Below are 24,687 nucleotides of genomic sequence, written 5' to 3' on the forward strand. Positions count from 1 at the left end.
GCCTACCCCTCGATCCGCGCCAGCACGGTGTGGCGGCCGAACGTGTCGCCCGCGGCGACCTCGATGGCGGCCAGGCGGCCGGCGGCGGGCGCCGTCACCTCGTGCGTCGTCTTGACCAGTTCCGCGACGACGAGCGTCTGGCCCGCCGCCACCTGCTGGCCCACTTCGACCTGCCAGTCCTGCAGCAGGGCTTCCGTGCCCTCTTCCACATCGTCCCAGACGCCACCGTCCAGTTTCACGTCGATCATGCTTGTGCTCCTTGTTGAAGTTGATGAATGGGTTGCGCGCGCATCAGGCCGCGCACCGCGTCGGCGATGGCGTCCACCTGCGGGATGACGGCCTGTTCGAGCGGCCGGCTGAACGGGATCGGCACGTCGGGCACCGCGAGGCGTTTTACCGGCGCGCGCAGTTGGATGGTGTCGAGGTGCTCGGCGACGAGCGCGGCGATCTCGCCGGACAGGCCGAAACTCAGGTAGTCCTCGTCCGCGATCAGCACGCGGCCCGTCTTGGCGACCGAGGCCAGCACGCCGGCGCGGTCGAGCGGGACGATGGTGCGCAGGTCCAGCACCTCAACGGAAATGCCTTCTTGCGCCAGCTGCTCGGCCGCGATGGCCGCCTTCTGCACCATCTGGCTCAGGGTGACGATGGTGACGTCGCTGCCTTCGCGCACGATGCGCGACTCGCCGAACGGGATCGCATAGGCTTCCTCGGGCACGGCGTTCGTGCTGCCCTCGAAGTAGGACATCCACGACAGGCCCATGATCCCCTTGTGGTAGCAGAACACGACCGGGTTGTCGTCGCGGATCGCCTGGGCCATGAGGCCTTTCGCGTCGTACGCATTGGACGGCACGACCACCTTCAGGCCCGGCATGTGGGCGAAGCTCGCGTACAGGCATTGCGAGTGCTGGGCCGCGTCGTTGTAGCCGCCGCCGATGCCCGTCGTGATCACCACCGGCAGCTTCAGTGCGCCGCCGGACATGTACGAATTCTTCGCCATGTGGTTGTAGATCTGGTCGAAGCAGACGCCGAAGAAGTCGACGAACATCAGTTCCGCGATGGGACGCAGCCCTTCCGCCGCCGCGCCCACGGCCGCGCCCATGAATGCTGTTTCCGAGATCGGCGTCTCCATGATGCGCTCGGGGCCGAAGCGGTCGAGCAGGCCCGTGGTGGCGGAAAAGATGCCGCCGTACTTGCCGATGTCCTCGCCCATCACGAACACGGACGGATCGCGTTCCATTTCCTGGCCGATGGCTTCGGCGATGGCCTGCGCCATGGTGAGCGTGCGTACGCCGGTTTTAATTGTGCTTTGCATGTGGGTCTCCTTGTCTCATTCGGCGAATACGTGTTTCAGGGCGTCCTGCGGCGCCGGGTACGGGCTGTTGCGGCCGAAGGCAAACGCGGTTTCCACGCGGCCGGCGATGCGCTGGCGCATCGCCTGGTCCTGCGCGTCGTCGATCAGCCCTTCCGCACGCAGGCGCGCACCGAGCCGCCCGATCGGATCGTCCTGGCGCAGCGCGGCGCTTTCGCCTTTCGGGCGGTAGGTCTCGGGGTCGCCCTGGAAGTGGCCGAAGTAGCGGTCCGTCTTGACTTCGATGAGGGTCGGGCCTTCGCCGCGGCGCGCGCGGGCGATGGCGGCGCCGGCGGCCGCGTACACCTCGACCGCGTCGTTGCGCTCGACCAGCACGCCCGGCATGCCGTAGCCGGCGCCGCGCACGGCGTTCGACGCGACCGACGTCGACACGGATTTCTCCACCGAGATGCCGTACTTGTTGTCTTCGCAGACGAAGACGACGGGCAGCTTCCACACGGCGGCCAGGTTCAGCGCCTCGTGGAACGCGCCCTGGTTGGCGGCGCCTTCGCCGAAGAACGCGATGGCGACCCAGTCCTTGCCCAGCTTGCGCGCCGCGAGCGCGGCGCCGCAGGCCTGCGGTGCGCTGGCGCCCACGATGCCGCTGCAGGAAAACTTGGTCGGCACGTGGAACAGGTGCATGTGGCCACCCTTGCCGCGGCCCAGCCCCGTGTCCTTGCCAAACATCTCGGCCGTCATCGCGTCGAGCGGCACGCCCTTGGCGATGGCGAAATGGTGCGAGCGGTGCGCGCCGACGACGCTGTCGTCATTGCCCAGGTGCGCGCACACGCCGACGGCGACCGGCTCCTGGCCGGCGGCGAGGTGCATCTCGCCCGGCACGGGGCCGGCGCCGATGTCGAACGCGAGGCCCTTCTGGATCTTCGGGGGCAGCTTGCCCTCGAGGTAAACCTTCGCCATCGTTTCTTCATACTCGCGGATCTCGATCATCTTCTCGTACATCCAGAGCAGGTGTTCCCGTGTCGGCTGCATGTTGCTGTCTCCTTGTCTGTGGGTTGGTGCATGCACCTACCCCTTCAGCAAATTCGATGCCATGCCCGTTTCCCCCGTCGCGACGGGCAAAAACGCCTGTTCCGGCCGCCCGGACGCGCCATCTGTCGCAGGCGCGGGCCGCCCGGCTGCGACATCTGTTTCAGCGCGGACGGCCGCGCGCAGCCCTGCAAGAGAGAAGCGGCGTGGTGGCACCGTTTTTGCAGATGCGACCAGCGCAGTACCTACAACAATCAATGGAGACGACATGAAAGAGACACACAAGACGCGCAAGCTGCTTGCGCTGCTAGCCTGCGCGGTCGCGGGTTCCACCCACGCGGCCGTGGAATTCGAGACGCCGGGCGGCTGGAAGCTCGGCACGGACGGCTGGATCATCGTGCAGGCGCACCGCCAGAACGGCGACGACGCCGGCACGACGGGCTTTCGCATGACCTCCGGCACGACGCCGAGCCTGTTCGCGTTCACCGTCACCTCGCCCGCCATCGACGGGATCACGTACAGCAGCCGCGTGGGCCTGTACATCAATTCACAGTCGGGCGAAGGCAACTTCCGCAACGCGGGCAACGTCGGCAACACGGGCAGCAAGTCGCTGGACCCGCGCGAAATGTGGGCGAAGGCGTCCGCGTCCTGGGGCGAGATCGTGATCGGCAAGTCCTACGGCATCTACCAGGCGGAACCCGTGCTGGCCGATGCGTCCGTGCTGGCGGGCGGCCTGACGGGCTACGACGTCGTCAACACGACGAATGCGCTGGCCGCGACGTTCAACGCCGGCTACATGTACACCAACTTCAACGCGGGCCTGCGCTACAACTCGCCGAAAACCGTGCCGCTGTCGTTCTCGGTGGCGCTGTACGACCCGAGCCAGATCCGCAACACGTTCACGGGCGCCGGCGCCGACCAGACGAATTCGCCGCGCGTGGAAGGCGGCGTGTACTACAACGACCAGCTGGGCAGCGCGAAGTTCAAGCTGTACGGCGACTTCACATGGCAGACGGCGCGCCACTGCACCGTCGCGGGCGGCGGCGCCTGCGTGCAGGACGACGTGCACACGCGCGGCATCTCGGCCGGCACGACGGTCGACGTGGGCCCGCTGAACTTCCACCTGTCCGGCTTCAAGGCGGACGGCCTCGGGTCCGTGCTGATGCAGGACGTCGACGCGCTGGACGCGGCCGGGCGCGAACGCCGCAGCCGCGGCGGCTTCGCCCAGCTCGTGTGGCATGCGACGGATGCGCTGTCGCTGCGCGCGAGCTACGGCCGCACGCGCATCGACGACACGGCGAGCACGCCGGGCCACCTCGCGCAATCGCGCATCGGCGGCGCCTATTACGCGGTGAACCCGCACGTGACCGTGTACGCCGAACTCGCGCGCTCGACGTTCTCGCTGAACCCCGTGTTCGGCCGGCCGACCAACACCCGCTACGCGACCCTCGGCGGCCGCTTCGTGTGGTAATCCATCCAACGCATTCCGAGGAATCCAACATGCATCCGACCACCCGTTCCAACACGGCGGCCGCCGTCGCCGCCTTCCTGCTCGCCCTCTCCCTCGCGCAGCCGGCGGCCGCGCACGACGACGAGGACGCCGCCAACTGGACGCAATACCACCGCACGTCGAACGCCTGGCGCTATTCGCCGCTGGACCAGATCACGACGCGCAACGTCAAGCAGCTGAAACCCGTGTGGATCCACCAGCCGGGCGACATCACGTCCGGCCTCGTCTCCACGCCGCTCGTCAAGGACGGCGTGCTGTACTACGTGGGCCCCAACAACAATGTGTTCGCGCTGGACGGCGCCACCGGCAAGCCGCTGTGGCATTACCAGCCGAAGCTGGCCGCCGTCGCGTCCGAGAGTTTCTATGCGTCGCTGGGCCGCAGCCTGACGATGGGCCACGGCCGCATCTACCTCGGCACGCTGGACGGCCGCTTCGTCGCCATCGACGACAAGACCGGCAAGGAAGTGTGGTCCACGCAGCTGACGGACCTGAAGAAATGCTTCGGTTGCCTGTTCTCGTCCTCGCCGGTGCTGGCGGGCGACGTCCTGATCGGCGGCACGACGGGCGGCGATCAGGCGCAGCGCGGCAAGATCTACGCGGTGAACGCCCTCACGGGCGCGAAGATGTGGACCTTCGACACGATCCGCGACGACTCGGCCAGCTGGCCCGGCGACACGGGCGAAGTCGCGGGCGGCGGCGCCTGGATGCCGGGCACGTACGACGCCGCGTCGGACACGTTCTTCATCGGCACCAGCAACGCGGCGCCGGATTTCTACGGCGACGGCCGCAAGGGCGACAACCTGTACACGGCGAGCCTGCTGGCGCTCGACCCGAAGACGGGCAAGCTGAAATGGCATCGCCAGGAGATCCCGCACGACACGTTCGACTACGACTCCACGTACGAGGCCCTGCTCCTCAAGAAGGACGGCAAGGACGTCGTCGTCCACCTGAACAAGAGCGGCTTCGTGTTCGTGATGGACAAGGCGGACGGCAAGCTGGAAAACGTGTGGCCCCTGAGCCAGACCTACAACTTCGTCAAGACGATCGATCCGAAGACCGGGGAACTGATCGGCCGGCGCGAGATGCCGGTCGGGAAGGAGACCCTGCTGTGCCCCTACCTGCTCGGCACACGCAGCTACAACGCGGGCGCGTACAACCCGAAGACGAAGCTGTGGTACACGAACGCGATGGAAGTCTGCCAGAACGTCATCCCGGCGAAGCAGGAGACGTCCGGCATGGGCATCGCGAGCCTGTACCTCGGCGTCGACAAGCTGGAGGCGGTGCCGCCGCCGGACCGTCCCGCCGAAGGCCGCCTCGATGCGCGCGATCCGCTCACGGGCAAACTGAAATGGAGCGTCAAGTACCCGGTCCCCGGCCTGGGCAGCGTGCTGACGACGGGCGGTGGCCTCGTGTTCAACGGGGATCCGCAAGGCTTCGTGCACGCGTATGACGCCGACACGGGCGCGGAGCTGTGGAAGTTCCAGACCGGCTCCGGCATCCGCGGCGGCATCGTCAGCTATGCGGTGAACGGCAAGCAGTACATCGCCGTGCCGAGCGGCTGGGGCTCGCTGGCGCCCGGCTTCATGGCCTCCGCCTTCCCGGCCGTGAAGCAGCTGACGGGCGGCGCGGCGATGGTCGTGTTCGCGCTCGAGTGACGTTCAGCGCGCACGGCGCGCTCGTTTTTGCTTCAACGCGGGCGCCGCGCGCGCCCGCTTTCACAACTAACGACAATCAAGGAGACACTCATGTTCAAACCCATCGCCTGCGCCCTCGCGGTCCAGCTGCTGTGCGCATCCGCCGCCATGGCCGTCGCGCCGACCATTTCCGGCCCCGCCAAGCCCGACCAGGCCATGATCGAGGCGGGCGCGAAGCGCTTCAACCAGAGCTGCGTCTACTGCCACGGCAATGCCGGTTCGGGCGGCAAGGCGGCCCCGCTGCAGGGCCGCGACGACCTGACCAAGGAATACGTCATGGAGACGATCGCGAACGGCAAGCAGCGCGGCGCCTTCAACATGCCGGCGTGGAAAGGCGCGTTCAACGAGCAGCAGATCCAGGAGCTCACCGCGTACATCCTGTCGCTGAAGAACGCCGGCGCGGCGCAATAGGAGGCCGCCATGGCGCGTCTTCGGAAGCATGGCCTGGTCGCCCTGGCCTGCGTGGCAGCCACCGCACAGGCGCGTACGCTGCCCGAGATGGCGGCGTCGAACGAGTTCGTGATCTGCGCGGCGCCGGACGACATGCCGTTCTCGCGGCGCGACGGCACGCCCGCAGGGCTGTACGTCGACCTGGGCCGGCTCGTCGCGTCCAACCTCGGTCTTGCGCTCGCCGTGCGCTGGATCCCGCGCCGCGAGCTCGCCCGCCGCGTGGGCTGCGATGCGATCATGGGCGCGGCCGTCGTCAGGGCGGAGGACCGCCCGACGTCGTGGCGCAACGTGCTGACGGTGCCGTGGATGCGGGCCGGCGCGGTCGTGGTGGACACGGGGCGCGGTCCCGCCGCCACGCTGGACACGCTGCGCACGGGCCACGTCGCGGTGCCGAGCGGCTCGTGGGCGCACCGCTGGCTCGATGCGCACGGCGTGCCCGTGTGGGTGCGGTTCCGGACCGATCCCGAGATCATCGGCGCCGTGGTGCGGGGCGACGCGGACGCCGGCGTCGTGTCGGACGTGGCGGCCGGCTGGTATCGGCAGCAAGCCGGCGCGGCCAACCTGCGCGTGCTGGACACGCTGCTCGATCCGGCCGAATTCGCCTTCGACGTGGCGATCGACCTGCTCGACACGGACGCCGCCACGCTGGCCCGCGTGAACGGCATCGTGCGCGCGCGCCTGGCCGACGGCGCCATCGCGGCGATCGGGCTGCGCTACGGCGCGTACCGGCCGCCGGCCGGGCAGCGCTAGGTCACGACTCGGCGTCCGCGCGCGCGGCGTGCACACGCTTGCACGCGGGCTCCTTGGGGGCCGCCGCGGCGCACACCCGTGCGCGGCACTGCTCTTCGCCGGCCGCGTTGTAGCGGCGGCACGACGCCAGCTGTTCCGCCGGCGTCGCCTTGCCCCGCTTCGGCTCCATATGGCCGATCAGGGCCGCCAGCAGCACGACGTCGCTGTCCTGCTCGCGCACCGCGCCCGGCTTCGCCTTCGTCTTCTTGTCCTTCGCGGCCTCGCGCGCCCGCTCCTGGGCTTTCGCATGCGCAGCCTTCGCATGCGCTTCCTTGCGTTCGGCCTTCTCCGCCTTCGCGGACTTCTCCGGCTTGGCCGCACGTTCCTTGTGCGGCGCGGCCGGCGCCATGTCGGCCAGCGGATTGGTCATGGGCTCGACCGGCGCCGCCGGCTCGTCGTGCAGCACGGCGGCCGACGGTGCCGGTGCGGGCGCCGGCAGCGCGACCGGTGTGACGGACGGCGCGGCCGGTGCGGCCGGTGCGGCCGCGACCTGGACCGGCGCCGCGGCAGGCACGGACCGTTCGTCGCCCCCGCCGAACAGGAACAACGCGCCGCACACGGCGACCACGCCAGCGGCCACGCCGCCCCAGGCCAGCGCACGCGAACGGGGCCGCGGCCCGGGTGCCGCCGCTGCCTGCCCGGGCATGCCGTCCAGCGAACTGAGGATGCCCTGCCGCTCCTGAACCGGCTGCTCTTCGGGCGAGAGCAGGCTGGGCCGGCCGCCACGGACCGGGCGATCGCCTTGATGTTGCAAATCAGCTCCTTAAAAAAGTTTGCATTACTTTACAAGAATCAAGACAATTGTGCCTCTATTTTGCTTTTAATCGTGCGCGATTAACACAATTGGTGAGTTTTTGCGTTTTTTCAATCGTGCGCGGGGTTCTCGCTTACCGGATTTATACTTTCGGGAAATATTTCTTCGACAACAATGTGAACAGCTTCCGGAGAGAGCAGTGTGGGTGTTGGCAGTAACGGCGTATTTCGTGTTGGCGTGCGCGATCAGCTGGATGGTGCTGTTTCCGGCTGGCCGCGAGTTCGTGCTGAACGCGCTGGCGGGGGCCGGGCTGCGGCTCGGCCGGCGTGCGGGCGCGCTCGCGCAGCAGCGCCTGCGCGACGCGGATGCGCTGGCCGCGAACGGCCGCGCGGCGGCGGACAGCCTGGCCGGCTTCGTGCGGCGCCACTGGATCGCCTGCGCGTGCGGCGCGGCGCTGGTCTGCCTGCCGCCGCTGGCCGCCCTGCTGCTCGCGGAACGGCCCACGCTGAACGGCTACGAGTCGACGGAGCGCCCCATGAACGCGCAGGTGGCCGACCTGCTGCAGGGCGAGCAGCTCGTGCCGCCGCCCCCGCTGCCGCCGCTCGCGTTCACGACGGCCGAAGTGGCGCAGGAACGGCCGCTGCTCGCTTCTGCGCGCCGCGACTGGGCCATGCTGAACGCCGACTACACGCAGCGCCTGCTGACCGTCTTCCGGATCATGAAGGAGCGCCATGGCTACGAGATGGCGATCCTGGAAGGCTACCGCAGTCCCGCGCGCCAGGATGCGCTGGCCGCGCTGGGACCGGGCGTCACGAACGCGCGTTCGTGGCAAAGCTGGCACCAGTACGGCCTCGCCGCCGATTGCGCGTTCGTCCGCGACGGCAAGCTCGTGATCTCGGAAAAGGATCCATGGGCGATGCGCGGCTACCAGTTGTACGGCCAGGTGGCCGAATCGGTCGGCCTCACGTGGGGCGGACGCTGGAAAATGATGGACTTCGGGCATACGGAACTGCGCCTGCCCGGGGTCATGAAGCATTAATCACACTCTCGTAATCATGCAAAAAATCTGGGATTTCCTGACCACCCGCACCAGCCTGGCCCTCATCGGCTGGGTGGCCTTCGCCGCGCTGCTGTTCGTGGCCGCGCGGCTGCTGCAATGGCCTGCCTCGCTGCCGTGGATCGTGCTCGGCATCGCGCTCGCCGTCGGCGCCGCCATCTGGCTGTTCCGCCGCTGGCGCCATGCCCGCAAGGCCAAACAGATCGGCGACATGCTCGAGCAGCAAGCCGACCAGCCTGTCCCGGACGCCACCCAGCGCCAGGAAACGGAAGTGATCCGCAAGCGCCTGCTGGACGCCATCGCGACGATCAAGGGTTCCAAGCTGGGCCAGTTGTCCGGCAGCGCCGCGCTGTACGAACTGCCGTGGTACATGATCATCGGGAACCCGGCGGCCGGCAAGAGTACCGCGATCGCCAGCTCGGGCCTGCAGTTCCCCTTCGCCGACAGCAAGGTCGTGCAGGGCGTGGGCGGCACGCGTAACTGCGACTGGTTCTTCACGACCGAAGGCATCCTGCTCGACACGGCCGGGCGCTACTCAGTCGTCGACCAGGACCGCGCCGAGTGGTTCGGCTTCCTCGACCTGCTCAAGAAGCACCGCCGCAAGGCGCCGATCAACGGTGTGATCATCGCCGTCAGCATCGCGGAGCTCACGCGCAACCGCCCCGAGTTCGCGATCAACCTGGCCAAGAACCTGCGCCAGCGCGTGCAGGAACTGACGGAGCGCCTGGAGGTGCACGCGCCCGTCTACGTCGTCTTCACGAAGGCCGACCTGATCGACGGCTTCAACGAATTCTTCCAGGACAGCGAGCGCGCCGAGCGCGAAAAAGTGTGGGGCGCCACCCTGCCCTACGACCAGAACGTGACGAGCGAACGCCTGCTCGACCAGTTCGACGCCCGCTTCGACGAGTTGTACGACGGCCTCAAGGAACTGAGCCTCGCCAACATGGCGCTGCAGCGGCGCGAGAGCATGCCGTCCGGCGTGTTCACGTTCCCGCTCGAATTCGCGTCGATCAAGCCCGCGCTGCACGCGTTCGTCGCCACGCTGTTCGAGGACAACCCGTTCCAGTTCAAGCCCGTGTTCCGCGGCTTCTACTTCACGAGCGCGCTGCAGGAAGGCGAGACGGTGTCCACGTCGTCGGCCCGCGTCGCGCAGCGCTTCGACCTGCGCCTCGCGCCGCCCGCGCACGAAGACCAGCACCAGCAGCAGGGTTACTTCCTGTTGAACCTGTTCCGCAAGGTGATCTTCGCCGACAAGGACCTCGTGGCGCAGTACGCCAGCCCCGCCAAGACGCGCCTGCGCTATGCCGCGTTCTTCGCCGCGACGGCCATCGTCGGCCTCGCGCTCGGGGGCTGGAGCTGGTCGTACATGAACAACCGCCAGCTCGTCGCCAACGTCCAGGCCGACCTGGACCAGGCCATCCGCGTGCAGGGCAAGAGCCTCGACCTGCAGTCGCGCTTCCAGGCGCTGGAGATCCTGCAGGACCGCATCGAACAGCTCGACCGCTATGCCGAACACCGCCCGCTGAGCCTCAGCCTCGGCCTGTACCAGGGCAACCTGCTGAACCGGAAACTGAAGGAAGAGTACTTCGCCGGCGTGCGCGAACTGATGCTCAAGCCCGTCGGGCAATCGCTGGAATCGTACCTCGTCGACGTGAACGGCAATGCGGGCCAGCTGCAGCCGCTGAACAAGCCGGCGGGCACCGCCCCGGCGGCCGACGCGCCGCAGCAGTTCAAGGATGCGTCGCCCGCGGACACCGAAGACGCGTACAACGCGCTGAAGACGTACCTGATGCTGGGCGATAAATCGCGCGCCGAGAGCGCCCACCTGAACGACCAGTTGACGCGCTTCTGGCGCAACTGGCTGGAATCGAACCGCGGCGCGATGCCGCGCGAGCAGATGATCCGCAGTGCCGAGCGCATGATCTCGTTCTACCTCGCGCAGGTGAACGACCCGTCGTGGCCCGTCATCGACACGCGTCTCGCGCTCGTCGACCAGACCCGCGACAGCCTGCGCAAGGTCGTGCGCGGCATGCCGGCGAGGGAACGCGTGTACGCCGACGTGAAGGCGCGCGCCGCGACGCGCTACCCGTCGATCACCGTGGCGCGCATTGTCGGCGACCAGGACAAGGACCTCGTCCTCGGCAGCTACGCCATCTCCGGCGCATTCACGCGCCAGGCCTGGGAAGGTTTCGTGCAGCAGGCGTTCCGCGACGCCGCCAACCGCGAGCTGCAGAGCGCCGACTGGGTGCTGAAGACCGCCGCGCGCGACGACCTCACGCTGGAAGGGAGCCCGGAACAGATCCAGAAATCGCTCGTCGACCTGTACAAGACGGAGTACGCGCGTGAATGGCAGAAGTTCATGCAGGGCGTGACGGTGAAGGACCTGGAAGGCTTCGACGGCGCCGCCGCCGCGATGAACCGCCTGGGCGATCCGCAGAATTCGCCGATCAACAAGCTCGTGTCGACCGTGTACGAACAGACGTCGTGGGACAACCCGACGCTGGCCGGCGCCACCTTGCAGCGCGCGCAGAGCGGCCTGACGGGCTGGTTCCGCGAAACGATCCTGCGCCAGAAGCCGGCCATCGTGAACGTCAGCCTGCCGGCGCAAGGCACGCAAGCCGCGTCCACCCCGGCGCTGGGCCCCGTCGGCCGCGAATTCGCCGGCGTCGCCCGCCTCGTGATCGCGCGCGACAAGGATGCCTCGCTGATGCGCGGCTACGTCGACAACCTGTCGAAGCTGCGCGCCCGCTTCAACCAGATCAAGAACCAGGGCGACCCCGGCCCCGGCGCCAAGCAGCTGATGCAGCAGACGCTGGACGGCAGCGGCTCCGAGTTGGCCGACGCGCTGAAATACGTGGACGAGCAGATGCTGGTGGGGATGACGGACGTCCAGCGCCAGGCGCTGCGCCCCGTGCTCGTGCGCCCGCTGATGCAGACGTTCGCCGTGATCGTGCAGCCGGCGGAAGCGGAGATCAACAAGGTGTGGGCGGCGCAGGTCGTCCAGCCGTTCAACCGCGACCTGGCGACGAAGTATCCGTTCTCGACGGAGTCCAAGGCCGAGGCGAGCAATGCGGAGATCGGCCAGGTCTTCGGCCCGGATGGCGCCATCGCGAAATTCTTCAACACGACGGTGGGTCCGCTGGTCGTGCGCCGCGGCGATTCGCTCAGCCCACGCACGTGGGCGGACATGGGCGTGAACCTGGCGCCGAACGTCGTCGCGAGCTTCCCGGGCTGGGTCGCGCCGCTGGCGGCCGGCGGCGTCGCCAATGCCGCGGCGAGCAGCGGCGGCGAGGCGCAGACGCGCTTCGACCTGCAGGCGCTGGGTACGCAGGGCGCCACCGAATTCACGCTGGAGATCGACGGCCAGTCGCTGCGCTGGCGCGGCCAGCCGCAACCGTGGGTGCACATGGTGTGGCCGAATCCGCAGGGCGTGCCGGGCGCGAAGATCACCGCGCTCACGCCGGAAGGCCGCAACGTCGTCGTGCTGGACGAGCCGGGCCACTTCGGCCTGAAGAAGATGATCGACGCGGCCCAGCGCAAGCGCAAGCCCGACGGCGCGTTCGAGCTGTCGTGGCAGGCCGGCGGCGTCACGGTGACGGCGAACCTGAAGGTCTTGCCGGCCGCGCCCGCGCCCGCACCGGCACCGGTGCAGGCGTCCACGTCGGGCCAGGGCTTCAAGCGCCTGCGCCTGCCGGAAACGATCACGGCGCCGCGCACCGCCCCGGTGCAGACGGCGCTGGCGGGAGGTGCGCAATGAGCCGCCTCACGACCCCCGTCAGCGTCGGCTATTTCGGCAAGCTGCCCAGCCGCGGCGACTTCGTGCGCGGCAGCGCCAGTCCGGCCCTCCTCAAGGTGCTGGACGACTGGCTGTCGGAAGCGATGGACCTGATGAGCACCAACGCGCGCTGGAAGCTCGCGTACGACGCCGCCGCGCCGCTGCACTTCGCGTTCGTCGGTCCGCGCCGGCGCCACGCGATCGGCGGCCACATCGTCGCCAGCAGCGACGAATCGAGCCGGCGCTATCCGTTCCTGATGGCCGGCGCGATGGAAATCGCGGAACCCGCCGCGTTCCTGCCCACGACGCCGCTCGTGTTCACGCGCCTGTGGAGCCGCCTCGAGACGCTGACGGCGGGCGTGCGCAACGCGGGCGATCCGGCCGCGCCGCTGGCCGCCGCAAGCAGCCAGCCGATCGACCTGGACCTGCGCGCGGCCGCGTACGACCCCGCGTTCGACGACTTCCTCGACGTGCAGACGATCGCCGCGCTGGACGCGCTGCTGGCGGACGCCGGCTTCGCCGTCTCCACCCGCCAGGTGCTGCTGGCGCTGGGCATGCTGCTTCAGCCCGTGCTGGCCAGCGGGTCCGGGCGCCTGGAAAAAAGCCTCGTGCTGCCGCTGCCGGAAGACCCGATCCACCGCAACCTCGTGGCCACGTTCTGGATGCACGTGATCGCGCCCTTCCTCGCACGCGCCGACTTCGAACTGGCGCTGTTCGTCACGCGGCTGGACGGCCGGCCGGCGCTCGTCGTCGGCTTTTCCGGCGCATCGGCGCAGACGCTGCGCACCCTCATCGACCCGCAGGCGGGCCTCGACCACCTCATCGGCTTCGCCGACCTCGAATGGGTCGAGGACCAGGTCGACGGCGACTACGCCGTGCGCAAGCTCTCCGCCTGGCTGGCGCAGGGCAGCCTGTCCCTCAAGTCCGCGCTCGATTCCGTCGCCGCGGCATTCATCGGAACCTGATATGCGAATCTTCACCCAGCGCGCCTTCCTCGCGTTCTTCGTCACGTGCCACGCCGGCATCGCCGCCGCGCAGAACACCGCGCCCGCCCCCGCCGCCGCCCAACCGGGCCAGGTCACGGCCAGCGGCACCGTGCCGGACGAGGCGACCAAGGCCGCCGTGCTCGCGAAGCTGCGCGAGGTCTACGGCGCCGACCGCGTCGTCGACCAGATCGCCATCGGCCCCGTCGCCATGCCCGCGAACTGGAACGGCTACGTGCAGAAGCTGATCACGCCGGACCTGCGCCAGATCAGCCGCGGCCAGCTCAAGATCGACGGCAGCAACGTCAGCCTGCGCGGCGAAGTTGCGAACGAGGCGCTGCGCCAGCGCATCGCGAGCAACGTCGCCACCAACCTGAATCCGACCTACACCGTCAACAACGGCCTGCGCGTCTCGGCCGCCGAACAGGCCCTGCTCGACAACACGCTGGCCAACCGCACCGTGGAATTCGAGAGCGGCAAGGCGACCCTGACGCCGACCGGGCGCGCGATCCTCGATGAGATGGTCGCGGCGATGCAGAAGCTCAAGGGCCGCCGCATCGAGATCATCGGCCACACCGACAGCGCCGGACTGCGCGCCAGCAACGTGAGCCTGAGCCAGGCGCGCGCCGCCACGGTGAAAGCCTACCTGGCCGCGCACGGCATCGGGGAAGAGAACCTGTCCGCCAGCGGCCAGGGCCCGGACCGCCCCATCGCCAGCAACGACACCGCCGAGGGCCGCGCGCGCAACCGCCGCATCGAATTCCGCCTCGCGCAATGACCAGGAAAGACATCATGTTCAACGCAGACGCCCTGCTCGCCCCGATCTCCGACGCCGCCCCATGCGGCGCCGACCTCGCCTTCTCGCCCGACCTGGACGCCATCGCCCGCGCGCGCCAGTTCGACGACCCGTCGCTCGCGCAGGGCGAATGGGTCACGGACCTGAAGGAGGCCGACTGGGGCTTCGTCGTCGACCGCTGCGCGCGGCTGCTGGCCGAACAGACGAAGGACCTGCGCCTCGCCGTCTGGCTCACGGAGGCCGCTGCCAAGCGCCACCACATGCGCGGCCTGGGCGAAGGGTTCCGCGTGCTGGCCGGCCTGTGCGAGCGTTATTGGGACCTGGGCCTGTATCCGGAGGCGGACGGGGGCGACCAGGAACAGCGCATCGGCAACCTCGCGTGGATCCTGTCGCGCACGCGCGCCCTCGTGCGCGAGATGCCGCTGACGGAAGGCCGCGGCACCGCGTATGCCACCGTCGATTTCGAAGCCGCACGCCGCCGCGCCGCGGCCGGCGGCGACGCCGACACGCCGCCGCGCCTGGCGGACATGGAAGCGGCAAAACGCGGCAACTCAACCGCCTTCATCGAGGGCATGCGCGCGGACGCGGAACACTGCCTGGACGCGCTCGCGCAACTGGAACGCGCGGCCGACGCACGCCTGGGCCAGGACAGCCCCGGTTTTTCGCAGGCGCGCGAAGCCGTGCAGGCGCTGCTGCACACGCTGCCGGCGCCCGCGGCCGCGCCGCAGGCCGTCGTTGCCGCGGAAGCCCCCGCGGAACCGTCCGCCGTGGCGCAAGCCGTAGTGGCGGCGCCGCAGCCGCAGGCCGCGGCCGCCGGCGCGATCCGCTCGCGCGCGGACGCGATCGCGCAACTGCGCCTGATCGCGAAGTTCTTCCGCGAGACGGAGCCGCACAGCCCCGTGTCGTACTTCGTCGAGAAGGCCGCGGCCGCGGGCGAGCAGGACCTGCACACGTGGCTGCGTTCCGTGGTCAAGGACCAGGGCGCGCTGGCCCATCTCGAGGAAATGCTGGGGGTGCCGCCGGCGGGGTAAACTCTCCGCATCATGGACCTCAAACGATTGAAAACCTTCGTCCGCGTCGCCCGCACGCTGAACCTCAGCGAGGCCGCGCGGCAAATCCACCGCACGCAATCGAGCGTGACGGAGCAGATCCAGGCGCTGGAGGCCGACCTCGGCGTGGCGCTATTCGACCGCTCGAACCGCAGGCTCGCGTTGACGGCGGCGGGCACGTGCATGCTCGATTACGCGGACCGGCTGATCGGCCTGGCGGACGAGGCGCGCGACGCAGTGCTGGCCGCGGCCGGCAGCGCGTGCCGGACGCTGGCGGTGGGCGGCATCGAGACCCTCGCCGCCGCGTTCCTGCCGGACGTCGTGGCGCGCATGGCGGCCGCCCATCCGGACATCGCCGTCCGCGTGACCGTGGCCCAGACGTCGGCACTGCATGCGCAGGTGAAGGACGGCATGCTGGACGCCGCCCTCTTCTTCGGTACGCTTCCCCAGGACGACGACCTCGCGTGCAGCGTGATCGCCCAGGCGCGCCTCGTGCTGATCGTGCCGCCCGGCCATCGGCTGGCGGCGCGTGCGAGCGCCGGCCACGACGACGTCGCACACGAACGCTTCCTCGTGACCGCGTCGGGCTGCGCCTATCGCCGGATGTTCGAGGCGGCGTTCCGGTCGCGCGTGGAGGGAGAACCCGTCATCGCCGGGGAGTCCGACAGCGTGGCGGCGATCGTCCGCATGGTCGAACGGGGCCTGGGCTGCGCCATCGTGCCGCGCATGGTGCCGGCGCTCGCAGAGGCGCCCGTCGCGATCGTGCCCTGGCATGGCGAAGGCGCCACGGTGCCCGTTTCACTTGCCTGGCGCGCGCGTGCGTCGTCCGGGCTGATCGCGTTACACGAGGCGGTGGCCGCCGTCGAGATGCAGCACTGAACCGGTGGCGTAGCCGTTGCGCATCAGGAAGCGGATGCCGTCGGCGATGTCGTCGGGGCGGCCGATGCGGCCGGCGGGCAGCTTCTGCGCCATGGCGTGCAGCCGGGCCGGCGCCTCGGCGCCCGCGACGTGCTGCCAGATCGGCGTATCGACCCAGCCCGGCGATACGACGTTGACCCGGATCGGCGCCAGCTCGACGGCCAACGCGTACGCGAGGGACGCGAGGGCGCCGTTGACGCCGGCGACGACGGACCCGCGCGGTGCCGGGCGGTAGGCCGCGATCCCGGACGTGAACGTAATGGAGCCGTGCGCGGCGAGGCGGGACGCGCCATGCTTCGCCAACAGCAGCGGCCCGAAAAACTTGGAATCGAAGACGTTGCGCGCCGCGGCCAGTTCCAGGTCGGGCAGCAGTTCATACGCGCCTTCGATGTCCGCAGCGGTGGACACGATGTGGTCCAGGTGGCCGCATTCGCCGAACAGGCGGACGATGTCGTCCTCCCGCGTGATGTCGGCGGCGACGGTGTGGACGTCGCCCACGTCGGCCAGCGCGGCCCGCGCCCGATCCAGCCGGTCGGGCGAGCGCCCCGCAATGACGACGGCGTTGCCGTCCGCGAGCAGCGACCGTGCGAGACTCAGTCCCATCCCCGAGCTGCCGCCGACGACCAATACCTTTTCCTTGTTCATTTCCCCTCCCGTGACATCGATGGCGGGATTGTCGGCGCACCGTCCCGGAAAGAGAAACGGGAAAAAGCGATCGGCGCCATCGGAAACGCCGATGACCTTTACTCGGCGCCGGACGTGGACTCGCGCACCACCAGCGTGTACGGCATCAGCTGGTGCCGCCGCTCATAGGCGTGGCCCGAGCGCTGCGCGCGGACGTGTTCGATCAGCAGCGCGACGGCGCTGCGCGCCATGTCCGTGATCGGCTGGTGGATGGTCGTCAGTTCCGGCCACACGGTCGTCGCGACGGGCGTGTCGTCGAAGCCGCAGACCGTAAGATCGTCCGGCACCTGCAGGTGCATCCCGTGCGCCACCGCGATGACGGCGGCCGCCATGTCGTCGTTGCTGGCGAAGATCGCGGTCGGCCGCGTCGGTTGCCCCAGCAGCTCGCGTGCCGCCAGCAGGCCGGAACGGTACGTGAACATGCCCTGCGCGACCCGCTCGGCGGGCACGTCGAGGCCCGCGCCGCGCATCGCGTCGATGAACGCCTGGTAGCGCAACTGGGTCGGCGTGTGCTCCGGGTCGCCCTTGATGAAGCCGATGTCCGTGTGGCCCAGCGCGAGCAGGTGTCGCATCATCGTCAGCGCCCCTTCGTAGTCGTCGATGCGCACCGCGGACATCTGCGGCGACGGCCGCGCCGTGGCCACGGCGACGGACGGGATGCCCAGTTCCGCCAGCATCTTGAGGGCCGACTTCGAATCGCACAGCGGCGGCGGCACGAGGATGCCGTCGGCGCCGTCGTCGATCAATCGGTCGATCGCCTTGCGCTGGCTCTTCAGGTTGTCGCAGTGCTCCAGGATCAGGTGCGCGCCGCTCTGGCCGCACTCCGTGAGCGCGCCCACGAGGAACGCGCTGAGGAAGGCTTCGCTGGGATTGCTGTACAACAGGCCGACGCGCAGCGTGCCGATACGCGCGGCGCGCGCCGCCACGTTGACCTCGTAATTGAGTTCGCCGATTGCCCGCATGACCTTTTCCCGGTTCTTGACGCTGACGCTCGTGTTGCCGTTGATGACGCGCGAGACCGTCATCGCGGAGACGCCGGCCTTCCGCGCCACGTCCCATACCGTCGCGCCGCCAGCTTCGCGGTGCGCCGTCTTCACTTGGCCTCCGTCGCGCCGGGCCCATCGCAGGGCAGCTTGTCCATCTCCGCCAGCGTCCACTGGTCGCGCCAGCGCACCACCGGCTTGCCGCCTTCCCATTCGATGGGCAGCCACAAGTAGCGCCCGTCGATCGCATTCTCCTTGCGCCACACGTCGAGCATCAGGATGTGCCGCGTGCAGCCGTTGCGCTGCAGGGTGAGCGCGTAGGTCGACTGGCCGCCGAACGTGATCTTCTGCTGTTCCGGCGTGCCGCGCACGGGGTTGCCGAGCGCCGTCCACGGACCTAGCGGGTCGTCCGCGACGTACGACTTGGCCGCGTTCGGCGCCCAGCCCGTCAGGCCCGACGTCACGAGGTAGTATTTGCCGCCGTGCTTGAAGACGGCAGGCGCCTCGTCGTCGCCGTTCTGCTTCACGCGCGCATACTGCCCCGCCGAACGCAGGTAGTCGTCCGTCAGGCGCGACACGTGCATCGTGTGGTTTTCCTCCGATGCGTAGAACTGCCAGGCCTTGCCGTCATCGTCCACGAACAGGGTCATGTCGCGCGCCATCTGCCCGCCCGCGTGGTCGCGCGCGAGGAAGGACGTGGCGGCATTCTTGTCCTCGGGCTTGACGTCGACCGGCCACGCGCCCGCGTCGGGACGGAACGAACCCTGGTAGACGTACGGTCCCGTCACCTTGTCCGCGACGGCCACGCCCGAGCGCGCCGCGTCATAGCGCTTGCCCTTCAGCTCCAGGTGGAACCACATCACGAACTTGCCGGTCTTCGGATTGCGGATCACCTTGGGCCGCTCGATGATCGCATCGCGCACGATGTCGCTCGCCGGGTCGTCGGTGACCGCCAACGCGATCCCTTCGTCCTTCCAGTCGGTCAGGTTGCGCGAGCTGTACACGTGCACGCCGACCTGCGCGCGGTTGCCGGCCGTGCCGGCGACCTTGTGCTCGCCGAACCAGTAATACACGCCGTCGTGTTCCAGGATGCCGCCGCCGTGCGCGTTGATGTGCACGCCCTTGTCATCCGGCCAAAGCGCGCCGGGGCGGAACACGCCGTCCGCCTGCGCATGGGCCGCGATGATCAGTACCGCCGCTGCCAGGAATGTTCTCATTGACGTCTCCTTGATTATTCCGCCACCAGGGTATCGCCCACGTACGCGCGGAAGCCGCGGATGCGTCCCGCGGTGCCGTCCGGCCCCTGGCGCGGCACATAGCGCAGCCCGGCCACGTCCATCTGCCGCCCCAGGTCGATCACGAGGCGGTGCGGGTACGCGGCCTTGTCGGCCGTAATCCAGTAGTCGCTGTTCTGGCCGTTGATGGCATTCAGCGCGCCGCCGTCTTCCTTCGTCGCTTCCTCGCTGTCGACCCAGGCGATGGTCCAGTTGGACTGGTCCAGCGTCTTGCCGTCCTTGCCCAGCAGCGACAGCTCCGCCACGGCCGCGAACGGCTTGCCGTCGAAGGCGTCGAGCGACTCCAGGCAGAACTGGCGGCCTTTCACCGAAGCGGCAAAGCGCACGTCCTGCGTCTGCGAGCCCGGCGCGAATTCGCCTTCGTGCGCCGGCTTCACGCCGTCCAGCTGCAGCCGGACCGTGCTCGGTGGACGCGGCAGGTCGCGCTCGCGGTGCAGCTGGTCGAGGATCGGGGTCGTACGTCCCGCGATCGTCGGCGTGCCCTGCCCGCGCGGCCCCGTCAGGTCCAGCACGACGACCTCGTTGCGGCCCTTGCGGATCCACGGTCCCGGCAGGTACATCGTCTGCGTGGGGCCGATGCTCCAGAACCTGCCGAGGCAGCGGCCGTTGATCCAGACGACGCCCTGGCCCCACGCGGACATGTCGAGGAACGTGTCCTCCGTGCGCGCCGCATCGAAGCCGCCGCGGTAGAACGCGCCGCCCTTGCCGCGGCCCTTCCTGAACGCCAGCTTCGGCAGCACGCCGTCCGCGTCGAAATCGAGCGCGCGGATTTCCCAGTGTTCCAGCGGCTGCGCACTGCCGCCTTTCGGCGTGAACGTGACCGGACCATGAATGCCCTTGCGGTCATGGACCTCGGGGCCGAAGTTCACACGCGCGATCGTGTACAGCAGGATGTCCAGCGTCGCCGGCTTGCTGCGCGCGGGCACGTCGACCTTGTAGCGGCGGTAGCGCGTGTCGAACGTGCCGATCTGCTTGCCGTCGAGCGTCACCCACGCGAGGTCGCGCGCGCGGGCCACTTCCACGACGCCCGCGGGGCCGGCCGGCAGGGTCACGCGATACGAGACGAGGCCGCGGCTGATGTCGTACTGCTCGATCGGCCGCGGCGAGACGTCCTTGATGACGCGCGCCGGCAGCGCGGACTTCACGGGCACGGATTCGGCCAGCGCGAACGGGGAAATCGTCATCGTCGCCATGCGCGGCGGCGGCTCCGGGAGCTTTTCACCCGGCGCCAGGAACGGCGTCATCGCCGCGCGGTACGCGTCGAACTTCTCGCCGATCCAGCCCGCCTCGCTGATCGGCGCATCGTAGTCATAGCTCGTCGTATCGGGCCGGAACGGACGGTCGCAGCCGCCCCACAGGCCGAACGTCGTGCCGCCGTGCGCCATGTACAGGCTGAACGACCCGTTCGCCTTCAGCATCGCGGCGATGTCCTTCGTCGCCCCTTCCACGCCGCCGCGGCGGTGCGGCGATCCCCAGGTATCGAACCAGCCGGAGTAGTACTCGCCGCACATGCGCGGGCCCTTCTGCACGGCGTCCAGCGCCTTGAAGCCGGCGGCCGGGTCGCTGCCGAAGTTCGCCACCGAGAACAGTTCCGGAATGTGCGTACGCGCCACGGCATTCGTCGGATTGCACTGGAACAGCGGGACGTCGAAGCCCGCATCCAGCAAGGCCTGGCGCAGCACGCGCAGATAGCCCACGTCGTCGCCGTAGAAGCCGTACTCGTTCTCGACCTGCACCATCAGGATCGGACCGCCGTGCGTGACCTGCTGCGGCCCGAGCACGCGCCCCACTTCCTTCAGCCAGCGCCGCGCCGGCGCCAGATAGGGCTCGTCACGCGTGCGCAGGAACGCGTCGCCGTCGTGCTTCAGCAGCCACCACGGCAGGCCGCCCATCTCCCACTCCGCACAGGCGTACGGACCGGGACGCAGGATCACCCACAGGCCTTCCTGCTGCGCGAGCCGGCAGAACTCCGCGGCGTCGCGCTGGGCGGCCCAGTCGTAGCGACCCTCTCTCCATTCGTGGTAATTCCAGAACAGGTAGGCGCACACTGTATTGAGGCCCATCGCCTTGATGGTCTTCAGGCGGTGCGCCCAGTACTCGCGCGGCACGCGGGCGAAGTGCATTTCGCCGCAGCGGATCTGGATCGGCTTCCCGTCCAGCAGGAAGTCGTGTTCGCCGATCGCGAAGCGGTGCGAGGCGGCCGCGTGGAGGGTGCCCGTAAACGGCAGCAGGGCCGCGCCCTGCAGCAGGCGGCGGCGCTGGAAACTGATGGTCATGTGGTCGGTATCCAAAGAAAAAAACCGGCACAGCCGGCCGCGCAGTGCGGTCGTCCGTGCCGGTGCTTGCCGGGATCAGAACTTGTAGCGCATGCTGAGGCCGAAGCCGCGGCCGTTGATGAAGTGCTGGGAATCGCGGCCAGTCTCGTAAGTCAGGGCTTCGCCGGAGAAGCGGAGAGGCGCTTTGTTGGTAATGTTCCTCGCGTTGAACGACAGCGACATGTGGTCGTCCACGGCGTAGTTGAGCGACCCGTCCAGAATGCCGTACGCTGGCGTGTAGGTGTTGGCCATGGGAGACGCCCCGAAGCCCCACGGCGAGTTGGACGAACGCCAGGTGTAGACCAGGCGGGCCGACAGCTTGTTGTCCTCATACAGGCCCGAGATGCTGTAGCTGTTCTTCGACAGGGCGGGCTGCTGCGTGGTGATCACGTGCGGTTCCGTCACGGTGCCAATGTTGACCGGGTTGGCGGAGTCGAGGTAGGTGTACGAACCGGACACGCCAAAGTGATCCAGCCAGCCCGCGCTCGAATCGAAGAACCACTGGCCCGCCACTTCGACACCCTTGACCCAACCCTTGTCTGCGTTGACCTGCTGCGACACATTCCATTTGCCGGCGTCACAGCCATTGAGCGTGGCGCCCGTATAGGCCGGCGTGAAGGGGACCGACTGGCAGCTGTTCACGGCGTTGAAGAAGCCGTCGATGTTCTTTCTGAACAGGGCGACCGACGTATAGTTCGTGGCGTTGAAATAGCGCTCGAACGACACGTCGAAACTGTCGGCCACCTGCGGACGCAGGTTCGGATTGCCCAGTTTGAGCACACCGATGCCTGCGTTGCCCCGATCGATGTTGGGATTGATCAGGCCCGGGTCAGGGCGGGTGATCCCGCGACCATAGCCGAAACGCACCAGGAAGTCCTTCATAATGTCATAGCTGACGTTCAGGGTCGGCAGCACGTTGGTGTAGCTGTTCGATTTGGTCTGCGTCGACAGCGTCGGGGGTGCGGTGGTGGGGTCCAGGAGATTCGTGTACGCCGTGAGATCGGTGCGCACCACGCGCACGCCCACGTTACCCTTGATGCGCTCGTCCAGCGCGTTGAAGTCGGCGCTCAGCCATCCCGCAGTGGTGCTTTCCTTGTAGCCGCGGCGCTGATCGAGGGCCTCCGCCCAGCTGCCTTCCGCCGGAATGTTGGCGCTCGGGAACTGATCGCGCACCTGGTTGCCCAGCAGGAGATCCGGGTTGTAGACCACATACGGGCTCGTGAACCCGGTCTTGCCCTGCATCCAGTCAGTGGGACCCAGCACAGTGTTGCCAGCCTTGCCGCTCACCGGGATCGCATTCGAACGGTCTGCCGCGAGGGGCTTGCCATCGGTGGTGAGGGGGCGACCGAAACCGAAGTTCCTGTACTGGTCCTCCTGGGAAGCGTAACGCACGCCGAACGACAGCCGCGAGATGAACCCGTCTTCAGGGGTGAAAGCACCGCTCAGGACGGCGGCCTTCCCTTTATCGTTCCAGGACTGATTGGGGGCGTTGTTATACCAATTGAACACGAAATTCGATGGATCGGACACGCTCGGACCGCTGATGCCGAGTTGCTGCGGTTCGCCATCGGCCACGCGGTTGACGTCCCAGGCGGTGCCTGCCGCTCCAGCAAACTCGACGCGGCGGTTGTCCTGCGTGCGGGTTGCCTTCAGGTAGGAGAGGTCGGCCTTGAGCGACAGGGCCGGGGTGGGTCGCCATTCGGCGCCGCCCGCGACGTTCCAGGTCTTGTAGGGAGAATGCTCGTCGCCGCCCCAATTACGCAACTGGGTGTTCAGGAAGGTACCCGACTGGAAGCGCTTGGTGCTCAGCACGTCATCGCTGCCGCCGTTAAGGTTCCGGTTGGCCAGGCCTTCGGTCAAGGCGAACGGTGCCGTCTGCAGGTTGCGCACGTTGCCGCTACCGCCGTTGACGCCCTGGTCGATCCAGATGAAACGATATTTCTGATGGTACAGGTACTCGGTCGAGTTGGCTTCGGTGTAGAAGCGCAGGGTGTTATCGACAACGTAGTCCGCCGCCAGGTTCAGCCCCTTGCGTTGGCGATGGATCGACTCCTGGAACAGGTTGGTGAACACGCCGGGCGTGGTGATGATGTTGCTCATCTCGTCCGCAGTCAAACCGGTCGGGTCTGGCATGTTCGGGCCCACATTGCCCTTCACCGGCAGGGTCGCGACCGGCGCCAGGAAGCTGACATCGGATTTACCGACATAGCTCGACAGTGGCAAGGCCGGGTTGTTGCTGGTGTTGGCCGCGGCCAACTTGGCATACTCGGCGCTGTCGGCGCGCACGATGCGGCGCAGGTCCGGCCCGCGGTTGGCAAGCATGCTGTCCGAACGCCCGGCGGTCCTTTGATACGCGACGCCCGCCAACACGCCAAAGCTCGAACCGCCCCCGAGATTGAAGCGGTTGGCTACCAGGCCGAACAGGTCCGGGTCGTATTTCTTTTCCAGGTCGTTGTAGTTGACGCCGGCATTGAATTGCGCGGTAAATTTTTTGAAATCGCTGGATTTGCGCGTGCGGATATTGACCAGGCCGCCGATCCCGCCTTCGACGTGTTCGGCCGACGGGTTCTTGTAGACGTCCACCCCGGCAATCATCCCGGGAATCGCATCTTCGATGTTGAATTCGCGGCTGCCGGCGGTGAAATAGGAGCGGCCGTTGAGCTGGGCGGAGGTCAAGCCGGACAAGCCGCGGATCGTCAGGCCAGAGCCGTTGCCAGCGGGAGAGGCGGCTTCACCACCGTAGCGGTAGCCCGTCACGCCCGGAACCCGGGTCATCGTCTCGGCGACGTTCGCATCGGGCAGCTTGCCGATGTCTTCGGCGGAGATCGAGTCCACGATTTCCATCGTGTTCTTCTTGGTGGCCACCGACGACTGCGCACTGGCACGGATGCCCGTCACGACGACCGTGTTCGCGTCGACCGGCGCCACCTGTGCCATCGCCTGCGCGGCAAAGGCCTGGGACAGGGCGAGCGCGACGAGGGTCATGCGGGGGCTGATATGATATTTCTGGTGCATCTTCTTCTCCTCCAATTAATCCGTTGGGACTCGTTGTTTTATTGTTTCGTTGGTTTTGCGACACGCCTTGAAGCCGGCTGCCGTTGTAGATATCGATAACAATGCGAGTGGATTATAGGAGTACGCCGAGTTACGAAAGCAACCAATCGGCGTTACGATTTTCACCAATGATGCGAAGAAGATACGCTAGGTACGGGCGTTATCGCTAACACGGGCCGAGAGAGACGAAATTTGGTGCGGCGCATCACGGCACCGATCACCCTCCGTTTGTTATCGATATCGATA

General features: G+C 68.1%; 19 protein-coding genes. 10 read left to right on the forward strand and 9 right to left on the reverse strand.

Annotation, left to right across the window (positions count from 1 at the left end; translation table 11 throughout):
- Positions 1–2: 2 nt before the first annotated feature.
- From ACEN9H_RS18135 to ACEN9H_RS18145, 3 genes are read right to left on the reverse strand one after another with little or no spacing between them, the layout of a single operon-like run.
- Positions 3–248, reverse strand: coding sequence for an acetyl-CoA carboxylase biotin carboxyl carrier protein subunit (locus tag ACEN9H_RS18135; protein WP_413671516.1), 246 nt, complete (start codon positions 246–248; stop codon positions 3–5).
- A complete protein-coding gene (locus tag ACEN9H_RS18140; RefSeq protein ID WP_056125893.1) occupies positions 245–1,312 on the reverse strand; it encodes an alpha-ketoacid dehydrogenase subunit beta in 1,068 nt (355 codons plus the stop codon). Before ACEN9H_RS18140 ends, ACEN9H_RS18135 begins: the two co-directional genes overlap by 4 nt.
- A 15-nt stretch (positions 1,313–1,327) precedes the next feature.
- Positions 1,328–2,338 (reverse strand): thiamine pyrophosphate-dependent dehydrogenase E1 component subunit alpha, encoded by a 1,011-nt coding sequence (locus ACEN9H_RS18145; protein ID WP_413671517.1) that lies wholly within the window; start codon positions 2,336–2,338, stop codon positions 1,328–1,330.
- Between the two features lie 265 nt (positions 2,339–2,603).
- On the opposite strand from ACEN9H_RS18145, the gene ACEN9H_RS18150 reads away from it, so the two are divergent.
- From ACEN9H_RS18150 to ACEN9H_RS18165, 4 genes are all read left to right on the forward strand, one after another.
- Positions 2,604–3,806: a hypothetical protein gene (locus ACEN9H_RS18150; protein ID WP_413671518.1), complete on the forward strand. Its 1,203-nt coding sequence runs from the start codon at positions 2,604–2,606 to the stop codon at positions 3,804–3,806.
- A gap of 29 nt (positions 3,807–3,835) precedes the next feature.
- The gene (locus ACEN9H_RS18155) at positions 3,836–5,500 is read left to right on the forward strand and encodes a pyrroloquinoline quinone-dependent dehydrogenase (RefSeq protein WP_413671519.1); all 1,665 of its coding nucleotides are present in this window, start codon (positions 3,836–3,838) and stop codon (positions 5,498–5,500) included.
- Between the two features lie 90 nt (positions 5,501–5,590).
- Positions 5,591–5,950, forward strand: a complete 360-nt coding sequence (locus tag ACEN9H_RS18160; RefSeq protein WP_413671520.1) for a c-type cytochrome — start codon at positions 5,591–5,593, stop codon at positions 5,948–5,950.
- A 9-nt stretch (positions 5,951–5,959) separates the two neighbouring features.
- The gene (locus tag ACEN9H_RS18165) at positions 5,960–6,739 is read left to right on the forward strand and encodes a substrate-binding periplasmic protein (protein WP_413671521.1); all 780 of its coding nucleotides are present in this window, start codon (positions 5,960–5,962) and stop codon (positions 6,737–6,739) included.
- Position 6,740: 1 nt separating this feature from the next.
- Here ACEN9H_RS18165 and ACEN9H_RS18170 read toward each other — a convergent pair whose 3' ends face one another.
- Complete coding sequence (locus ACEN9H_RS18170) at positions 6,741–7,532, reverse strand: hypothetical protein (RefSeq protein ID WP_413671522.1); 792 nt, start codon at positions 7,530–7,532, stop codon at positions 6,741–6,743.
- A gap of 199 nt (positions 7,533–7,731) precedes the next feature.
- Here ACEN9H_RS18170 and ACEN9H_RS18175 point away from each other — a divergent pair, with 199 nt between their 5' ends.
- Genes ACEN9H_RS18175 through ACEN9H_RS18200 form a run of 6 tightly spaced genes read left to right on the forward strand, consistent with a single transcriptional unit; the run spans position 7,732 to position 16,071 of the window.
- Entirely contained in the window at positions 7,732–8,571 is an 840-nt protein-coding gene (locus ACEN9H_RS18175) for a M15 family metallopeptidase (RefSeq protein WP_413671523.1), read from the forward strand.
- Between the two features lie 16 nt (positions 8,572–8,587).
- Positions 8,588–12,346, forward strand: a complete 3,759-nt coding sequence (tssM, locus tag ACEN9H_RS18180) for a type VI secretion system membrane subunit TssM (RefSeq protein WP_413671524.1) — start codon at positions 8,588–8,590, stop codon at positions 12,344–12,346.
- Positions 12,343–13,329: a type VI secretion system-associated protein TagF gene (tagF, locus tag ACEN9H_RS18185; RefSeq protein WP_413671525.1), complete on the forward strand. Its 987-nt coding sequence runs from the start codon at positions 12,343–12,345 to the stop codon at positions 13,327–13,329. Before tssM ends, tagF begins: the two co-directional genes overlap by 4 nt.
- 1 nt (position 13,330) lies before the next feature.
- Positions 13,331–14,125: an OmpA family protein gene (locus ACEN9H_RS18190; RefSeq protein ID WP_413671526.1), complete on the forward strand. Its 795-nt coding sequence runs from the start codon at positions 13,331–13,333 to the stop codon at positions 14,123–14,125.
- 14 nt (positions 14,126–14,139) lie between these two features.
- Positions 14,140–15,174: a type VI secretion system protein TssA gene (gene tssA, locus ACEN9H_RS18195; protein ID WP_413671527.1), complete on the forward strand. Its 1,035-nt coding sequence runs from the start codon at positions 14,140–14,142 to the stop codon at positions 15,172–15,174.
- A 27-nt stretch (positions 15,175–15,201) separates the two neighbouring features.
- Positions 15,202–16,071, forward strand: coding sequence for a LysR family transcriptional regulator (locus ACEN9H_RS18200; RefSeq protein ID WP_413671528.1), 870 nt, complete (start codon positions 15,202–15,204; stop codon positions 16,069–16,071).
- Here the strand turns inward: ACEN9H_RS18200 and ACEN9H_RS18205 are convergent.
- The 5 genes from ACEN9H_RS18205 to ACEN9H_RS18225 all read right to left on the reverse strand — a co-directional run bounded on the left by ACEN9H_RS18205 (position 16,033) and on the right by ACEN9H_RS18225 (position 24,372).
- Positions 16,033–16,755, reverse strand: a complete 723-nt coding sequence (locus ACEN9H_RS18205) for an SDR family oxidoreductase (RefSeq protein ID WP_413671529.1) — start codon at positions 16,753–16,755, stop codon at positions 16,033–16,035. The two genes, ACEN9H_RS18200 and ACEN9H_RS18205, sit on opposite strands and share 39 nt — an antisense overlap.
- Positions 16,756–16,853: 98 nt before the next feature.
- Positions 16,854–17,891 (reverse strand): LacI family DNA-binding transcriptional regulator, encoded by a 1,038-nt coding sequence (locus ACEN9H_RS18210; RefSeq protein WP_413671530.1) that lies wholly within the window; start codon positions 17,889–17,891, stop codon positions 16,854–16,856.
- Positions 17,888–18,994 (reverse strand): glycoside hydrolase family 43 protein, encoded by a 1,107-nt coding sequence (locus ACEN9H_RS18215; RefSeq protein WP_413671531.1) that lies wholly within the window; start codon positions 18,992–18,994, stop codon positions 17,888–17,890. The genes ACEN9H_RS18210 and ACEN9H_RS18215 overlap by 4 nt, the downstream gene beginning before the upstream one ends.
- Positions 18,995–19,008: 14 nt before the next feature.
- Complete coding sequence (locus ACEN9H_RS18220; RefSeq protein WP_413671532.1) at positions 19,009–21,348, reverse strand: beta-galactosidase; 2,340 nt, start codon at positions 21,346–21,348, stop codon at positions 19,009–19,011.
- 75 nt (positions 21,349–21,423) lie between these two features.
- Positions 21,424–24,372, reverse strand: coding sequence for a TonB-dependent receptor (locus ACEN9H_RS18225; protein ID WP_413671533.1), 2,949 nt, complete (start codon positions 24,370–24,372; stop codon positions 21,424–21,426).
- Positions 24,373–24,687 lie beyond the last annotated feature (315 nt).

Origin of the sequence: Massilia cellulosiltytica (assembly GCF_047325105.1) — a bacterium.
Lineage (GTDB): Bacteria > Pseudomonadota > Gammaproteobacteria > Burkholderiales > Burkholderiaceae_D > Telluria > Telluria orientalis.

Bases quoted from the DNA above. Each gene is read 5' to 3' on its own strand.
- ACEN9H_RS18220 (WP_413671532.1), bottom strand. From the start codon at position 21,348: ATGACCATCAGTTTCCAGCGCCGCCGCCTGCTGCAGGGCGCGGCCCTG.
- tssM (WP_413671524.1), top strand. From the start codon at position 8,588: ATGCAAAAAATCTGGGATTTCCTGACCACCCGCACCAGCCTGGCCCTC.
- ACEN9H_RS18190 (WP_413671526.1), top strand. From the start codon at position 13,331: ATGCGAATCTTCACCCAGCGCGCCTTCCTCGCGTTCTTCGTCACGTGC.
- tagF (WP_413671525.1), top strand. From the start codon at position 12,343: ATGAGCCGCCTCACGACCCCCGTCAGCGTCGGCTATTTCGGCAAGCTG.
- ACEN9H_RS18205 (WP_413671529.1), bottom strand. From the start codon at position 16,755: ATGAACAAGGAAAAGGTATTGGTCGTCGGCGGCAGCTCGGGGATGGGA.
- ACEN9H_RS18150 (WP_413671518.1), top strand. From the start codon at position 2,604: ATGAAAGAGACACACAAGACGCGCAAGCTGCTTGCGCTGCTAGCCTGC.
- ACEN9H_RS18145 (WP_413671517.1), bottom strand. From the start codon at position 2,338: ATGCAGCCGACACGGGAACACCTGCTCTGGATGTACGAGAAGATGATC.
- ACEN9H_RS18135 (WP_413671516.1), bottom strand. From the start codon at position 248: ATGATCGACGTGAAACTGGACGGTGGCGTCTGGGACGATGTGGAAGAG.
- tssA (WP_413671527.1), top strand. From the start codon at position 14,140: ATGTTCAACGCAGACGCCCTGCTCGCCCCGATCTCCGACGCCGCCCCA.
- ACEN9H_RS18165 (WP_413671521.1), top strand. From the start codon at position 5,960: ATGGCGCGTCTTCGGAAGCATGGCCTGGTCGCCCTGGCCTGCGTGGCA.
- ACEN9H_RS18160 (WP_413671520.1), top strand. From the start codon at position 5,591: ATGTTCAAACCCATCGCCTGCGCCCTCGCGGTCCAGCTGCTGTGCGCA.
- ACEN9H_RS18225 (WP_413671533.1), bottom strand. From the start codon at position 24,372: ATGACCCTCGTCGCGCTCGCCCTGTCCCAGGCCTTTGCCGCGCAGGCG.
- ACEN9H_RS18155 (WP_413671519.1), top strand. From the start codon at position 3,836: ATGCATCCGACCACCCGTTCCAACACGGCGGCCGCCGTCGCCGCCTTC.
- ACEN9H_RS18140 (WP_056125893.1), bottom strand. From the start codon at position 1,312: ATGCAAAGCACAATTAAAACCGGCGTACGCACGCTCACCATGGCGCAG.
- ACEN9H_RS18215 (WP_413671531.1), bottom strand. From the start codon at position 18,994: ATGAGAACATTCCTGGCAGCGGCGGTACTGATCATCGCGGCCCATGCG.